Here is a 16,316-nt window from a genome sequence, read left to right as displayed (position 1 = left end):
GGCATAGAGCGTGTCGTTGCCATCGCCGCCGACAAGCGTGTCAAAGTTGCTGCCGCCGTCGAGCAGGTCGTTGCCGCCGTCGCCGGACAGACTGTCCGCCTCGGTCCCGCCGAAGAGCTGGTCATTGCCCAGCCCACCCAGCAAGGTGTCGGTGCCGGCGTCGCCATAAAGCCGGTCGTTGCCATCCTCGCCCAGGATGCTGTCGGCATCGCCCCCGCCATAGACGGTATCCTCGCCCCCGCCGGTGCTGAGCGTGTCGAGCCCCGCATCCCCGTACAGAAGGTCCGATCCCAGCCCGCCGTTGATGCTGTCGGCATCGCCGCCGCCAGACAGCGTGTCGTTCCCCGCCCCGCCCAGAAGCGTGTCGAGCCCGTCCTCGCCATACAGGAGGTCATTGCCGTCGTCGCCGGACAGGCTGTCGGCCTCGACCCCGCCAAGTAGCGTGTCGTCGCCAAGCCCGCCGAACAGCGTATCCAGGCCCGCATCGCCGTACAGCAGGTCGTTGGCATCATCGCCATACAGCCGGTCGGCTTCCGTGCCGCCGTACAGCGTGTCGCTCCCAACCCCGCCGTAGAGCGTGTCGTTGCCCGCTTCGCCGGTCAGATAGTCGGCACCAGCCTCGCCGAGGATGCTGTCGGCGTCGGCACCACCGGCCAGGAAGTCTTCGCCTGCCCCGCCGAACAGGGTGTCCGAGCCCGCTTCGCCCAGCTGCACATCCGCGTCGTCGCCGCCGTAGAGGAGGTCGGCCTCGGTCCCGCCCAGCATCAGATCGTTGCCGATCCCGCCATATAGCGTGTCATTGCCCCCTTCGCCGGTCAGAAGGTCATCCCCGGCCTCGCCGAGAATGCTGTCCGCCTCTGACCCGCCATAGGCGCTGTCGTTCCCGTCGCCGCCCAGGATCGTGTCGCTGCCCGCGTCGCCCTGAACGCTGTCATTGTCGGCCCCTGCATAGATCTGGTCCCCGCCGGCGCCGCCGCGGATCGTGTCGTCGCCTGCATCGCCAAACAGGCTGTCATTGCCCGTTCCTCCGGCAATGCTGTCGGCACCACCGCCGCTGAAGACCATCACACCGTCCGTGTCGGACCCGGCGTTGATCGTGTCGGCATAGACTGTGGTGTTGATCTGCTCGGCCCCGGTAAAGGAGCCAGTCGCACCTCCTGCATAGCTGTAGTTTCCGGCGTCGTTGCCGGTAAAGGTGACGTTGACCCCGTTGGTTCCGAGATAGTTGCCGAACCACATGGTGTCCCAGTCACCGGCGGTCTCGCCCAAGTCATAGAGGTCGCTGTTGTGGTCTTCGGTGACGACGGCGGTGTCGTTGCCCGCCCCGCCATACGCGCTGTCGTCGCCTGCACCGCCGGAAATGGAGTCGTTGCCGTCGTCGCCGTAGATCAGGTCGTTCTGGCCGCTTCCGATGATCTCATCATTGCCTGCCCCACCCCGGAAGGTGTCGTTTCCGCCGTCCGTGCTCCAGTCGCCGATGCGGTCATCCCCGGCCCCACCATCGACGGAGTCCTCGCCATTGCCGCCGGTGATGGTGTCGTTGCCATCCCCGCCAAGGACCGTATCGCGCCCATCGCCCGTCGAAACGGAATCGTTCCCGCCGCCGGCAGCGACGAAGTCGTTGCCGGTCGTGATCTTGTCGCCTTGCGCGTCCGTATAGCCGACATTCATCGTATCGGCACCGGCGGTCCCATCGACCGAGGAGATGAAGTCCCCGGCCACACGACTTGCAAGCATGTCGCCCGTGTTGGACGATACACTGTTCAGTGTCAGCGCCTGGATCGGTTTGGCTGTCAGTGCTGCCTGGTCGGCATTGGCGGTCTCTTCGGGGGCCAGGTATGTGTTTCCATTCACATCCTGGAACACCACGGCCGTGATGTTGGCCGTCGTTCCGTCGACGTAGGTTATCGTCGCGTTGTAAACCGCTGAGGCATCGAAATTCTGGACGGCCCCGCCGTTGATCCGGAACGAGTCATACCCGCCGCCATTGTCGAGATCATAGGTGGAGTTGTCGTCTTCGCTCGTATCGTTTGCTGAAAGCGTGCGTACTTGACTGCTGAGTGGTGTCGTTGAAGGTCCGTAGGTTCCAAGAATTCCTGCGGCGTTCTCGACAGTCTCGTTTCCCTGGGTCGTATCGATCTTCGCGAGGGTGCCGATAAAGATGACTTCGAAAGACGTCGACATTGCCTAAGCCTCAATGTCCGAAAGGATGCTGGTCAGGCCGGCGACGTTTTCGTCAGACAGTTTCCCAGGCACTGTCCCCGTTTCTGATCGGACGGTGCAAAGTTCAGTTGTTGTCGATGCCTGGTTGCAAGGCGCGACTCGGGTCATCCGTCGCAGGCAAGAGACGAGACCGGACCAGCGAAAGTTGGATAGTTGCCCAAGGACGGCGGGATGGCATTTTCCAGCGAGGACCATCGGTGCTTTGGCTCGTTTGCAGTTGCGTCTCCGGAGCCATTTTTTGGCGAAAAGTGCTTAATGTACCGTCAACTCCGACCGTGTTCCGCTGTGGACACCGCCCACACATGAACCTTCAGCCCGCCGCAGCGACAGAAGGCAGACCTTGTGGGGTTCTCGCCCGTATTTGTTCTAGAAAGGTCTTTGGTTGCCCAAAGGCAGAGGGCCTGATTGCAGGGCCAATGTCAGCTAACCGGAATCGACTTCCTGCAAATGGAGATGGGTTGAAGGCTTCCCTTACCCCAGCGGCATCGCAATGTGCCAACCTCGTGGTATCGAAGCTCAACCTAACGGAAGGGCACCCTTGGGACGGGTTTCCGCTGCTTCAAGGCCAGCCCCGTGAACATCCGACCGGCGGTGATGCTCTACGCCGTTACCGCGAAACTATGAGGAACTGCTGCGCGAGCACCGGGCCAAGCGCCGCCCAAAGCGCGCAAGTCCGAAATCAGCCAAACAATATCAATGCCATACAGGCGGAGAAGGTTGCAATCGGGACCGTCCCATCTTTCACATGCCCTTGCGATAGCGTTCTCAAGAGCATGTCCCGGACTTAGGGCCCTTGCATTGGCGCACCCAGGATCGACCGGCTGACCTGCATCAGAAAGCCCCATTCCTCTGGCACGTCGACCTTGCCCAATGTCTTGCGGTCGATGGTCAGGAACGAATGTCCGTGGACGCAGCTCCAGAGCGCGTAGGCCCGGGCCTGCACGTCGGGCGCGTCCGGTGCCAGCCCCAGAACTGCTGCAACCGCCTGCAGGACGACGGCAAAGCAGCCCATGCCCTTGCCCTGCAGCTCGGCGTCCTCCTCGTGCCCTTCGGTCAGGCCGAAGACCAGCCGGAAGACCCCCGGCCCCTGGCGTGCGAAGTCAACATAGGCCTGACCAATGGCGGCCACCGCCTCGACCGACCCGCGCGGATGCCGGCTTGCGGCTTCGGTCATGTCCCGCTTCAGGACATCCATTCCTTCGCTCGCGACCGCGCGCAGAAGTTCGGGGCGATCCTTGAAGTGCTTGTAGGGCGCGGCGGAACTGACCCCGGCGCGACGCGCGGCCTCGGCCACGGAAAAGTCGTCCGGCCCATGCGCTTCGACCAGCTCGCGCACGGCGGCGATCAACTGCGCGCGCAGGTCGCCGTGGTGATAGCTGGTACGGGTGGCAGCGTCGTTCATGGTTCCTTGCGACCCCTCGGGCCTCCTGGATTAGCGGCGATTTGGCCCCGCAATGCAACAGGGCTTGCCAAGTAAGCGTCACTTACATAAGTTAGCGCCACTAACTTTGCAAGAATCATCCGGAGGGCGACATGGCAAAGGCAACCGGAAAACGCGTGTGGGGGGTGTTGGCCTTCGGTGTCCTGTCGCTGGCCGGACTGGCCGCAGCCCAGGTCGTGCTGCCCCCGACCGCCGAGCCCCCCATTGCCGCGACCGAGCGCCCGGCGCAGCCGGTCCGGGTGACCGAGATCAGCTTTGCGACTGCTATCCGCACGGCCAGCTACACCGGCACGCTGCGCCCGCATCACGAGGTGGCCCTGGGCTTCCGCCTGCCCGGCAAGCTGGTCGAGCGGCTGGTCGAGGTTGGCGACCGCGTCGCGCCCGGAGAGGTGATCGCGCGGCTGGATGACACGGATATCCGGCTGGAGCTGGACCTTGCCGCGGCCGAGGTCGAGGCAGCCCGCGTCGATCTGGAGCGGGCCTTGGCCGAGAAGGCACGCAGCGAAAAGCTGTTCCGTGAGGGCCATGTGGCGCAAGCGGCCCTGGACCGGGCGGTCAGCGGCGCGGCGCAGGCGGTTGCACGCAGGGACCGGGCAGAACGGGCGCTGGAGTTGTCGCGCAACAAACTCGACTACACGCAGCTGCGCGCGGATGCCGACGGCATCGTGACGGCGACCCCTGCGGATGCGGGCGCCGTCGTGGCGGCAGGCCAACCCATTGTCTCGCTGGCCCAGACGGGCGAGATCGACGCGGTCTTCGCCCTGCCGGAACAGGACCGGGCAGGCTTTGCCGCCGGGACCGCCGAGGCGACCCTTTGGGGAGTTTCGGGTCCGGCCTACGCGTTGACGCTGCGCGACATCTCGCCGGATGTGGACCCTGCCGGACGAACCTACCGCGTGCGGATGACACTGATTGCACCGGATGCGCAGACGGTGCTGGGGCGGACGGTGACCGTGTCGGTCAAGCTGTCCGATGAGGCACCTGCCGCGCCGGTGCCGCTGGCTGCCGTGGTCAACGACGGGACCGGCGCCTCGGTCTGGCGGCTGGATGCGGCCGGGACCAAGGTCGAGAAAGTGGCGGTCGAAGTCGTCTCCATCGGCGCCGAGGTCGCCTTGATCCGAGGGCCTCTGGCCGAGGGCGACCGCATCGTCAGCCTTGGCGCGCACAAGGTCGACCCGGCGCGCCCGGTACGGATTGTCGAAACCTACCAGGCCCCGGAAAGCTGAGCCATGCGCAACCTCAACCTCTCGCGCCTCGCCGTCACCAACCCGGCCGTCACGCTCTTTGCCATCATCATCGCCCTTGCCGCAGGCGCGCTGGCCTATGTGAACCTGGGCCGCGCCGAAGACCCGACCTTCACGATCAAGACAATGGTCGTGACCGCCGTCTGGCCCGGCGCCACGGCGGAAGAGATGCAGGACCTGGTTGCCGAACCCATTGAAAAGCGCATCCAGGAACTGCCGGAACTCGACTACGTCCGCACCTTCTCACGCGCTGGTGCGACGGTCCTGCAGGTGCAGCTGAAGGATTCGGTCCGGCAAGAGGCCAAGGAGGTCTGGTACCAGGTCCGCAAGAAGGTGGGCGATCTGCGCCCCAGCCTGCCGCAGGGCCTGATCGGGCCGTTCTTCAACGACGAATACGGCGACGTGTTTTCTGCCATCTACATGGTGACCGGCGACGGCCTGACCCGCGCCGACCTCAAGGCCTATGCCGAACGGCTGCGGACCCGGCTCTTGGCCGTGGATGATGCCGCCAAGGTCGCGCTGATCGGCGAGGTGGACGAGCGCGTCTATGTCGAGATCAGCCACCGCCGCCTGGCGACACTGGGGATCTCGCCGCAGGCGATCTTCGATGCCATCGGACAGCAGAACGCGATGACGGCGGCAGGGGCGATCCAGACCTCGGCGGACGACGTCCAGGTCCGGGTCAGCGGTGATCTGAACAGCCTGGCCGCGCTCCGCGACCTGCCGGTTCAGGCGGGGCAGTCTGTGATCCGCCTGGGCGACATCGCCGAGGTGAAGCGCGGCTACGAGGACCCGGCCGACTACCTGGCCTTCTTCAACGGCCAGCCGACCGTCGGTGTGGGCGTCGCCATGGCCGAGGGCGCGAACGTCGTCGAGCTTGGCCGCCGCCTGAATGCCGAGGTCGAAGCCTTCCGCGCCGACCTGCCGCTGGGGGTCAGCGTCACCCAGGCCTCGGACCAGGCCGACATCGTGACCCATGCCTTTGACGAATTCATCACCACCTTCATCGAAGCGCTTGTGATCGTCCTGGTCGTATCCTTCGTCACGCTCGGCTGGCGGACCGGCATCGTCGTCGCTTTGTCGGTGCCCATCGTGCTCGCTGTTGTGTTCACCGCCATGCAGGCCTGGGGGATGAACTTCGACCGGATCACGCTGGGCGCCCTCATCATCGCTCTGGGGCTGCTGGTCGATGACGCGATCATCGCGGTCGAGATGATGGTGGTGAAGATCGAACAGGGTTACGACCGCATCGCCGCCGCCTCGGCCGCCTGGTCCTCGACCGCGTTCCCGATGCTGACGGGCACGCTGGTGACGGCGGCGGGGTTCCTGCCGGTTGGCCTCGCGCAATCGACGAGCGGAGAGTATGCGGGCAACATCTTCTGGGTCGTCGGCATCGCGCTGATCGTGTCCTGGTTCGTGGCCGTCATCGCAACGCCCTACCTGGGGATGAAGCTCTTGCCGGCGCCGAAGCCCGGGGCGCATCACGCAAGCTATGACAGCCGCCTCTACCGTGCCTTGCGTGCCGGGGTGACCGCATCGCTGCAGGCCCGCTGGTGGGTGATCGGGGCGACTGTCGCGGCCCTGATGGCCACCGGCATCGGCATGGGGTTCGTGCAGCAGCAGTTCTTCCCCAACTCGGCCCGGGGCGAATTGTTCATCGAGACGCGGATGCCCGAAGGCTCCTCGATCGAGGCGACCGCCAAGGCCGCGCTGGAGGCCGAGGCGCTGGTCGCGGGCGATCCGGACGTGGTCCATTCCTCGACCTATGTCGGCGCAGGCGCGCCGCGGTTCTTCTTCGCGCTGAACCCGGCGCTGCCGAACCCCTCCTTCGCGCTGACCGTGATCCAGGCGAGGGATGCCGAAGCCCGCGACCGGCTGCGCGCAAAGATCGAGGCGGCGGTTGCAGCCGGTGCGGTGCCCGAAGCACGCATCCGGGTGGACCAGATCGTCTTTGGCCCGCCCGTTGGCTTTCCGGTCCAGTTCCGCGTTGTCGGCCCCGACCCGGCCGAAGTGCGGAGGATTGCAGCGGACGTGCGCGACGTGATGGTCGCCAACCCGAACACCATCGAGCCGCAGTTCGACTGGAACGAACAGGCAAAGACGCTGCAGCTGCGCCTTGACCAGGACCGCATCCGTGCGCTCGGGCTGAACACTGCGGCGGTGTCGAACACGCTGCAGACGCTCTTGTCCGGCGTCACGGTCAGCGAATTCCGCGACGGGACGGAACTGATCGACGTCGTCGTCCGCACCCCGGATGAAGAACGCGCCGATCCCTCGCGCCTGTCGGACCTGACGGTCCTTTTGCCGACCGGGGCCGCCGTGCCTTTGTCGCAGGTCGCCGAAATCTCGTACGGGTTCGAAGAGCCGATCCTCTGGCGGAGGAACCGCGACATGGCGCTGACCGTGCGCGCCGATGTGGTGGCTGGCGTCCAGGCCCCGACCGTGACGGCGGAAATCCTGCCCGCACTGCAGCCGATCATCGACGCCCTGCCCCCGGGCTACCGGATCGAGACCGGCGGCGCGGTCGAGGAAAGCGCCAAGGCCAATGCGGCGCTGTTCAAGGTCTTCCCGCTGATGTTCGTGGTGATGCTGTCGCTTCTCATGCTGCAACTCCGCAGCTTCTCGAAGCTTTTCCTCGTCTTCCTGACCGCCCCCCTGGGGGCAATCGGGGCGGTGGCCGCCCTCCTCGTCTTTAACGCACCCTTCGGCTTCGTGGCGCTTCTTGGCGTCATTGCGCTGGCGGGAATGATCATGCGCAACACGGTGATCCTGGTGGACCAGATCGACCACGACCTTGCCGCCGGTGCCACCCCCTGGGATGCCATCGTCGAAAGCACCGTGCGGCGGGCGCGTCCCGTGGTGCTGACAGCGCTGGCGGCGATCCTGGCGATGATCCCGCTTGCCCGGTCAGTCTTCTGGGGCCCGATGGCGATGGCGATCATGGGCGGGCTGATCGTGGCCACCGTGCTGACCCTCTTCTTCCTCCCCGCGCTCTATGCCGCCTGGTTCCGGGTTCGACGCGGAACGCCGGCCAAGCAGTCTGAAACCCGTCCGGCCTCAGTAGAGCCTCCGCTTCTGCTGGCAGCCGAATGACTCTATCGCAGAGGTCCGCCATGCCGAATTTGTTCAGGGACCGTTTCGGTCCCGCCGCACTCATCACCGGCGCAAGCGACGGTATAGGCCGCGCTTTCGCCGAAGCCTTGGCCGTCCAGGGGTTTGACTTGGTCCTTGTGGCGCGCCGCGAAGCTCTCTTGCAGACGATCGCAGCAGAGCTTTCCACAGCCTACGGGATACACGCCACAGTCATCGCCACAGACCTGGCGGACCCTGCCGCCACTGCTGCACTCCTCAACCGGACATGGGACATTCCCATTGGCCTCTTCGTCGCCGCCGCTGGCTTCGGCTCATTGGGCGACTTCCTGGACCTGGACCCGAGGGAAGAGGCGAATATGGTCGACGTCAACTGCCGGTCTCTTGTCACGCTAACCCACGACCTCGCGGCCAGGATGAAGGGCCGGGGCAAAGGCGGCATCGTCATGTTCAGCTCAGTCGTGGGATTTCAAGGTGTGCCGCGCGCGGCGACCTATGCGGCGACAAAGGGGTTCGTTCAAGCTTTTGCAGAAGGGCTAGCCGTCGAGCTGCGACCGGCAGGTATCACCGTGCTGTCGGTTGCCCCAGGTCCGGTTCAGACCGGCTTCGGTGCTCGGGCCGGGATGCACATGACGAGGGCGGAAGACCCCGCGACCGTGGCAAAGGTAGCTCTCAAAAGCTTGCGCTCAGGCGGTACGGTTCGCCCTGGACCACTGGCCAAAGTCTTGGGGTGGTCTTTGGCGATGCTTCCGCGTTGGGGCCGTGTCAGGATCCTTGGGCAGATCATGACTGGCATGCGTCCAAAGAAGTAAGGCACGTCCGCGACAATGCCAAGCTACCCTCGCGACTGCCGAAGGGAAGCTTTGGCATTTGTTAGCAATCTTTCTTTGAACTGCAGAAGGTTGAATAGCAGGCCCATTCCCTCTGCCAGTTTCCCTGTCGCCGGTTTGGTGAACACGCAAAACGGGCAGTGACCGGGGTCAACGGCTGGGCACCGGAAAGTCGGAAGATCAGCCGGACGTTCAGGGTCGGGGCTCACCGGGCTTGTCACGGACTTGGCGCTTTGATGCGGCCGCGGATCGGTCCGGAGTTGCGTCAGCTGGATGCGACAAGGGCCGGTGACGGTCCAGGGCAGCAGTTCAAATTGTCGGAACCCGCTGCCAGGGCGTCAACGGAAAATTAGGAAGCCGAGGGGAAGTCTGGGGCGTGCACCCGGGGACGACATGAACTTTCGACTTGCCCTCGCAACTCTTGCGCTGATCCTTCTGGCCCCCCTTGGCGCGCTCATTGCAGCACCGCCACGGGACGGGATGCCGGTCATCGTCTTCGTCCCGCCCTGGCTCGATGCCGAAAGGGTCGTCTCGATGGCCGGGGGTCAGATCGTCGGGCCGGATTCAGCGCCCCTTGCGGTGCTTGCCTACAGCGACAACCCGGGCTTTCCCCAACATCTCCTGCGCGCAGGAGCTCTGGGCGTCCGCGATGGCGCGCTGGTGGCTAACTTATGCAATCTAGAGGTATGACCGACATGACCGATGCATTCCGTAACAGCCAGGCAACCGCATGCCGCGGTCTGGTTCTGGCTTCCACCTGCATGCTGCCGATCATCCTGCTGGCGTCATGGCTGGCCGGGACCAGCCTTGTCGTGGCGCCCGGCCTGTCTGCGGCCTTCATCGCGCTTGGCTGGGCCAGCCTGCGCCTGGATGCCCAGAATGCCCGCTACGGTGCCGGGATCGCCATCATTGGCCAGGCCATCGCCATTACCGGCGCGCTGGCGGGGCATCCCTGGCAAGTGGACATGCACATGACCTTCTTCGCGGCGCTTGCCGCGCTCGTCCTCCTGGTCGACGCCAAGGCCATCCTTGTCGCGACCGGCGTGATCGTCGTCCATCACCTCTCGGTCAGCCTTTTCGTGCCGTCGCTCATCTATCCCTCGTTCGAAGTCTGGGAAAACATCGCCCGAACCCTGCTCCACGGGGCGATCGTCGCCGCGGAAAGCGCCGCCCTGATCTTTTCCGTCCTGATCCGCACCCGGATGCAGGCCCAGGCGGTCGAGCGGGAGCGTGAGCTTACCCTGGCACGCGAGATGGCGGCCGACATGCTGGGCAAGGCCGAAGCCGCGCGCCAGTTTGCCGAAACGGAACGCCAGAGCGCGGAGACCCTGAAGAAAACGGCCGAGGCGGCGCAGGAGCGCATCTCGCAGGAAAGCGCGCGCGCCGAAGCCGCCCATCAGGCCGCCCGGGCGCTTGAGGCCAAGGAGTCCGAACGTCGGGCAGAGACGCTGCATCAGCAGAACGCCATCGTGGATGCGCTGAAGGCGGCGCTCGCACGGTTGTCGGATGGCGACCTTACCGTCGAGATCGGGTCCAGCTTCCCGCCGGAATACGAAACCCTGCGCAGCGATTTCAACGCCGCCGTGGAACGTCTTCGATCAGCAATCGGTCAGGTCGCCGAGATGTCGACCCGCGTGCAGTCCGAAGCATCGGCGATCGGGATCGCGGCCGACAATCTGGCCAAGCGCACCGAACGCCAGGCGGCAACGCTTGAAGAAGCCTCGGCCGCGATGACCGAGCTGACGACCGCGGTGAAGCAGTCGGCACAGGTTGCACTGGAAGCCGCGAAAGGGACGGCCAAGGCGCGTGACGAGGCTGTGAAGGGTGCCGAGGTCGTCGACAAGGCCATCGAAGCGATGCGCCGCATTGCGGAAAGCTCGCAGAAGATCGACCGGATCAACGCGGTCATCGACGAGGTGGCGTTCCAGACCAACCTGCTTGCGCTGAACGCGGGCGTCGAGGCCGCCCGTGCCGGCGATGCGGGACGGGGGTTCGCGGTGGTGGCCTCGGAAGTCAGGGCGCTGGCGCAAAGATGCGCGGATGCAGCCAAAGAAATCTCGTCGGTCGTATTGGAAGCCAGCAAGCAGGTTGCAGAGGGTGTTGGCCTGGTCGGGCAAACCGGCACCGTCCTGTCTGCCATCACCGAAAGCGTTGCCGTGGCGGCCGAACGGGTTGCCGTCATCGCCAGTTCCGCCACCGCGCAATCGCATTCCCTGGCCGAGATTTCGTCTGCCGTGCAGGGGCTCGATACCGTCACCCAGCAGAATGCACACATGCTGGTCGAGACCTCCTCTGCCTGTCATTCCCTGGACACGGCAACCGACGACATGATGGCCATGGTCGATCGCTTCCGGGTGGCCAAGGCGTCCGGCACCGCGACCGGCACCAAAGCGAGGGCTGCAGCCTAGCGGCTGTACCCCGGGCGCAGGTGGCCAATCCCGGCGTGTGCCGCAGATTTGGCGCCTGCGTCTGACGACATCCTGGAGGAGGAGGAGGAGAAACCCCATCACCGGCGATCACGGGGTGGACCCGGACAGACTGCACTCAGGCTATGGACGATGGACCCGCGCCAAGCATCCGAACACGGCAGCCAGCGCATGTCCCGATCAATGGGACAAGCATGGGGCACCGGAACCGCGACACGCGGGAACGGATAACGCGCTTTGGGTTCAGCGGCTCGGGCGGGCTGCCTGACAAAGGCAATTTCGGCTCAAGCACAGATCAAGTACTTGTTGGCTTGTAATTTCGACAAGGTGTTGCAGCTTTGTGGGATGCCAGGGACCATGAGCGAAAGCAGGCCGACAAGATGAAGGTAGTCCCCCAGCTTGCGATCGTGGCAGTGATCATCGCGGTCACGGTGCCGCTGTCGGCCTGGCTGGTCCCCGGCACCCGGCCCTGGCTGGACCAGGTCGGTCTTCTCCGCCCGCTGGAGGCGGCGGGGGTGGTTCCGTCCGGACCTGCCGAAGAGGCGGCCAGTCCCGGCGGCCAACGGCCGGGGTCGGGCGCCGGTGGGGTGCCGGTGATCGCGACCGAGGTCCAGACCGAACGGCTGCAGGATGTGGTCTCGGCAATTGGCTCGGCGCGCGGCGTTCAGGCGGTCGAACTGTCGTTCGAGGTAACCGGGCGCCTGCAATCCATGGTCGCAGCCCCGGGCAGCCGGGTGACTGCCGGTGACCTGATCGCCGAGCTTGATGCCGAAGCCGCCAGCCTGCGTGTCGAGCAGGCACGTCTGGTCCTGTCCGACGCCCAGCGGACGGCGGATCGGCTGGCGCAGCTCTCCGCCTCGGGTGCGACCACGGACCTGCAGAAGCAGGAAGCCGAACTGAACCTGCGCACCGCCGAGCTGTCGCTGCAATCGGCCGAGCGCGACCTGGCCAATCACCGCCTGCTGGCCCCGATTGCCGGCTATGTCGGGCTGGTCGAGGCGCAGATCGGTGACCTGGTCTCGCCCTCGACCCCGATCACCCGGATCGAGGATCGCTCTGCCCTGATCCTGGAGTTTCGCGTGCCCGAGCGTCTGGCCGCACGGATTGCGGCGGGCGTGGTGGTGCAGGCGACACCCGTGTCTTCGCCGGGGGAGGCCATCGAAGGCCGGATCGTCGCGGTCGACAACCGGGTGGACGAGGCCAGCCGCACCCTGCGCGTGCAGGCCTCCATCGGGAATGCCGAGGATCGCTTTCGCGCCGGAATGGCGTTCCAGATCACCCTGACCTACACCGGCGCGGCGCATCCCGCGGTCGACCCGCTGGCGATCCAGTGGGGGGCAGAGGGGGCCTTCGTCTGGGTCGTGCGCGATGCCAAGGCCACGCGTCTGCCGATCCGCATCCTGCAGCGCAACGCCGGGACCGTCCTGGTCGAGGCAGACTTCCAGCCGTCCGACCTTGTGGTGACCGAAGGCGTCCAGTCCCTGCGGCCCGGTGCGGATGTCACCGTCACCGCGCCCAGGAGCTGACCGATGCAGCCTGACGCGGCCCCGTATTCCGCCGATCCCACAGCCGGAACCCACGGCACCGCGCTGTTCATCCGCCGGCCGATCCTGGCCTTCGTGCTGAACGCGCTGATCGTGATCGCAGGCCTTGCGGGCCTCCTCGGCGTCGATGTCCGCGAACTGCCGGCCGTCGACCGGCCGGTCGTTTCGGTCTCGACCTCGTTCCCCGGTGCCGCGCCCGAAGCGGTCGACCGGGAGGTGACGGCGGTGGTGGAAGGCGCGGTCAGCCGGGTCGCGGGGGTGAAGTCGATCTCGTCCTCCTCCCGCTTCGGGTCCAGCCGGGTCACGGTGGAATTCCGCGACGATGTCGACCTGGACGTTGCCGCGACCGACCTGCGCGAGGCAGTGGCGCGGGTGGCAAACGCCCTGCCCGACACGGCCGAGACGCCGCGCGTGGTCAAGTCCGACGCCGATTCCGACGCGATCCTCAGGATTGCGCTCACCTCGTCACGGCTGACGGCGGACGAGTTGACGACGCTGGTCCGCGACCTGGCCGAAAGCCGCCTTCTGGCCGCGCCGGGGGTGGCCGACCTGCAGATTTTCGGCGACCGGGACCTGGCGTTCCGGGTAGATGTGAACCTGATGCAGCTGGCGTCGCGCGGCCTGTCGCTGGCCGACCTGCGCGCGGTCCTTGGCAACGCCGCCTTCGAAAGCCCGGCGGGCGCGTTGAGTTCCGACCGGCAAAGCCTGCAGGTGCGCACCTCTGCCGCCATCAGCACCGCAGAACAGATCGAGGCGCTGACGATTTCCGGCGACGTGCGGGTGGGCGATGTCGCGCAGGTGACGCTTGGGCCCGAACCGGGCGCCTCGATCCTGCGCGCGAACGGCCAGACCGGCATTGGCCTTGGGATCATCCGGCAGGCAAACGGCAACGCGCTGGCGATCTCGGAGGCGGTACGGCAGGTGGTGGCCGACCTCCAGCCGCTGCTGCCCGACGACGTCCAGATGTACGTCACCTCGGACAGCGCCGTCTTCATCGAAGGCGCGATGCACGAGGTCGAGGTCGCGCTCGGGCTGTCGGTGCTGATCGTGACAGCAGTGATCTTCCTCTTCCTGCGCGACGCGCGCGCGACGCTGATCCCGGTGATCGCGATGCCGGTGTCCCTGATCGGCACGCTGGCGGCGATCTGGCTGGTCGGGTTTTCCATCAACATCATCACGCTTCTGGCGCTGGTGCTGGCGACGGGCCTTGTGGTCGACGACGCCATCGTCGTCCTGGAAAACATCGTGCGCCGCAGGTCGGAGGGCATGGGGGCCAGGGCTGCGGCCGTGCTGGGGACCAAGCAGGTGTTCTTCGCGGTCCTCGCCACGACCACCACCCTTGCTGCGGTCTTCGTGCCGCTGTCCTTCCTGCCCGGCCAGACCGGCGGGCTGTTCCGCGAGTTCGGCTTTACCCTGGCGATTGCCGTCCTCTTGTCCTCGGTCACCGCGCTGACGTTATGCCCGGTGCTGGCCGCGCGGATGCTGAAGCCGCATGTGGACCGGCGCGGGATCATGACCCGGGTCGGCGACCTGCTCTCCCGTGCCTATGCCTATACGCTGCGCCTGTGCCTGGCGGCCCCCATCGTCTCGGTCACCGTGGCGGCCCTGTTCGCGGCGCTTGCGGCGGCAAGTTACGGCTCGCTTCGGCAGGAACTGACCCCGCCCGAGGATCGCGGTGTCATTCTGGTCTCGGTGCAGGCCCCGCAGGGCGCATCGCTCGACTATACCGACGGCAAGATGCGCGAAATCGAGGCGCTGGTTGAACCGCTGCGCGCCTCGGGCGAGGTCCGCAGCGTCTTTGCCATTGCCGGTATGGGCGGGTCGGACAACCGCGGTTTCATCGTGGTGACGCTTGCCGACTGGGCCAACCGGGCCCGCAGCCAGCAGGACATCGCGGCCGAGCTCAACTCCGCCCTGCGCGAGGTGATCGGCGTGCGGACCTTCGCGATCCAGCCGAATTCGCTGGGGATCCGGGGCGCGGGACAGGGGCTGTCGGTGGCCCTGGTCGGCGACGACTATGACCGTCTGGCCGAGGTGGCCCGCAGCCTGGTCGACCAGATGGAACAGGACCCGCGCTTTGGCCAGGTGCGCCTCGGCTATGACACCACCCAGCCGCAGCTGTTCGTCGAGATCGACCGCGCCCGGGCCGAGGATCTGGGGGTCGACATCGACGGGCTGGGCGAGGCGTTCCAGGCGGTGCTGGACGGCCGCACCGTGGGGACCCTGTTCCTGGATGACGACAGCTACGACATCCGCCTCGTCTCGACCTCTGACCCGGTGAACGATCCCGGCGATCTGGAGCGGACCTTCGTCACCGCCCGCGACGGTCGGATGGTGCCGGTCTCCTCATTCGCCACGCTGACCGAACGCGCCGTCGCCCCTGACCTGGGGCGTGAGGCGCAGCGTCGCGCGGTGCCCCTGACGGCCTCGCTGACCCCCGACCTGCCCCTCGGCGCGGCCTTGGCAGAACTGCAGGCGATGGCAGGCGACATGCTGGGCGACGACATGCAGCTGGTCCCCCTGGCCGAGGCGGCAACCCTGGGCGAAACCTCCTCGGGCCTCTTTGTCACCTTCGCCATCGCGCTTGCCGTGGTCTTCCTGGTCCTCGCGGCACAGTTCGAAAGTTTCGTCTCGGCGGTGATCGTCATGGCCACGGTTCCCCTGGGCCTGGCCTGCGCCGTCTTTGCGCTGCTGATCACGGGGGGCAGCTTGAACGTCTATTCGCAGATCGGGCTGGTCCTTCTGGTCGGGATCATGGCCAAGAACGGCATCCTGATCGTCGAATTCGCCGACCAGTTGCGCGAACGCGGCGCGACGGTGCGCGCGGCGATTGAGGAGGCTTCGGTCGTCCGTCTGCGCCCCGTGATGATGACCATGGTCGCGACCGTCCTCGGCGGGCTGCCGCTGGTGCTGGCTGAAGGCGCCGGGGCCGAAGCGCGCGAGGTTCTGGGCTGGATCATCGTCGGTGGCCTGGGTGCCGCGACCCTTGCAACGCTGTACGTGACCCCGGTCGCCTATCTACTACTCGCGGGCCTTGCCCGGCCACGCGCCGCCGAGGCCGAACTCCTGCGGGCCGAGCTTGCAGGCGTGACAGACCGCCATCGCCCGGCCGAGTAGGCCCTTAGGTCCCGAAGTCTGCCGCCCAGTCGGACCGCTGCCCCCACCGGGGCACCTTGTGCGCGCGCGACGCAGTCCGAAGGTGACGTCGTCCGTCATTCCGGCCCGTCCACGGCCCAGGACCAGTCGTCACCGTTGGAAATCACCCGGCCAAGCCGTGCAGCGCTGCGAATCACGTGCCGCTGGGCGACCCAACCACCGGATGAGTAAGGTTAGGAAGCCGACGCAAGGTCCCGACAAATCGTGGTTACTATGCGGCTTTGCAAAACAAAACCTGTCCAAACTGACAGGTTCTCGGGTCGGTCGGGCAATGCTACCGATGGAGGATAACCTGTACAATTTAACGAGTTTATTGGGTTCCTTGCTACCATCCCATGCGGCGTTCCATTTCGCGCGCAGAC

General features: G+C 66.1%; 9 protein-coding genes. 7 read left to right on the top strand and 2 right to left on the bottom strand.

Going from position 1 to position 16,316, the window contains the following annotated elements; all coding sequences use genetic code 11:
- Window positions 1-2,184: calcium-binding protein (locus AC2EAL_RS12090; protein WP_484724466.1), on the bottom strand; the 2,184-nt coding region annotated here is incomplete at its 3' end.
- Window positions 2,185-3,007: 823 nt separating this feature from the next.
- Window positions 3,008-3,625: a TetR/AcrR family transcriptional regulator gene (locus AC2EAL_RS12085; RefSeq protein ID WP_484724465.1), complete on the bottom strand. Its 618-nt coding sequence runs from the start codon at window positions 3,623-3,625 to the stop codon at window positions 3,008-3,010.
- A 131-nt stretch (window positions 3,626-3,756) separates the two neighbouring features.
- Between AC2EAL_RS12085 and AC2EAL_RS12080 the strand changes: the two genes are divergently transcribed.
- From AC2EAL_RS12080 to AC2EAL_RS12050, 7 genes are all read left to right on the top strand, one after another.
- On the top strand, window positions 3,757-4,890 hold the full coding sequence (locus AC2EAL_RS12080; RefSeq protein WP_484724464.1) for an efflux RND transporter periplasmic adaptor subunit: 1,134 nt from the start codon (window positions 3,757-3,759) through the stop codon (window positions 4,888-4,890).
- A gap of 3 nt (window positions 4,891-4,893) precedes the next feature.
- Complete coding sequence (locus tag AC2EAL_RS12075) at window positions 4,894-8,001, top strand: efflux RND transporter permease subunit (RefSeq protein WP_484724463.1); 3,108 nt, start codon at window positions 4,894-4,896, stop codon at window positions 7,999-8,001.
- A gap of 20 nt (window positions 8,002-8,021) precedes the next feature.
- A complete protein-coding gene (locus AC2EAL_RS12070) occupies window positions 8,022-8,810 on the top strand; it encodes an SDR family NAD(P)-dependent oxidoreductase (RefSeq protein ID WP_484724462.1) in 789 nt (262 codons plus the stop codon).
- A gap of 411 nt (window positions 8,811-9,221) precedes the next feature.
- Window positions 9,222-9,518 (top strand): hypothetical protein, encoded by a 297-nt coding sequence (locus AC2EAL_RS12065; protein WP_484724461.1) that lies wholly within the window; start codon window positions 9,222-9,224, stop codon window positions 9,516-9,518.
- A 71-nt stretch (window positions 9,519-9,589) separates the two neighbouring features.
- Window positions 9,590-11,236, top strand: a complete 1,647-nt coding sequence (locus tag AC2EAL_RS12060) for a methyl-accepting chemotaxis protein (RefSeq protein WP_484724460.1) — start codon at window positions 9,590-9,592, stop codon at window positions 11,234-11,236.
- A gap of 398 nt (window positions 11,237-11,634) precedes the next feature.
- On the top strand, window positions 11,635-12,780 hold the full coding sequence (locus tag AC2EAL_RS12055; RefSeq protein ID WP_484724459.1) for an efflux RND transporter periplasmic adaptor subunit: 1,146 nt from the start codon (window positions 11,635-11,637) through the stop codon (window positions 12,778-12,780).
- 3 nt (window positions 12,781-12,783) lie between these two features.
- Entirely contained in the window at window positions 12,784-15,915 is a 3,132-nt protein-coding gene (locus AC2EAL_RS12050) for an efflux RND transporter permease subunit (RefSeq protein WP_484724458.1), read from the top strand.
- Window positions 15,916-16,316: the final 401 nt, after the last annotated feature.

The organism is Tabrizicola sp. T74, from assembly GCF_057219935.1.
This window is presented reverse-complemented; position numbering and strand designations above follow the sequence as displayed.

Coding starts and splice junctions, on each gene's coding strand:
- AC2EAL_RS12060 (WP_484724460.1), top strand. CDS start 9,590: ATGCTGCCGATCATCCTGCTGGCGTCATGGCTGGCCGGGACCAGCCTT.
- AC2EAL_RS12050 (WP_484724458.1), top strand. CDS start 12,784: ATGCAGCCTGACGCGGCCCCGTATTCCGCCGATCCCACAGCCGGAACC.
- AC2EAL_RS12085 (WP_484724465.1), bottom strand. CDS start 3,625: ATGAACGACGCTGCCACCCGTACCAGCTATCACCACGGCGACCTGCGC.
- AC2EAL_RS12065 (WP_484724461.1), top strand. CDS start 9,222: ATGAACTTTCGACTTGCCCTCGCAACTCTTGCGCTGATCCTTCTGGCC.
- AC2EAL_RS12080 (WP_484724464.1), top strand. CDS start 3,757: ATGGCAAAGGCAACCGGAAAACGCGTGTGGGGGGTGTTGGCCTTCGGT.
- AC2EAL_RS12075 (WP_484724463.1), top strand. CDS start 4,894: ATGCGCAACCTCAACCTCTCGCGCCTCGCCGTCACCAACCCGGCCGTC.
- AC2EAL_RS12055 (WP_484724459.1), top strand. CDS start 11,635: ATGAAGGTAGTCCCCCAGCTTGCGATCGTGGCAGTGATCATCGCGGTC.
- AC2EAL_RS12070 (WP_484724462.1), top strand. CDS start 8,022: ATGCCGAATTTGTTCAGGGACCGTTTCGGTCCCGCCGCACTCATCACC.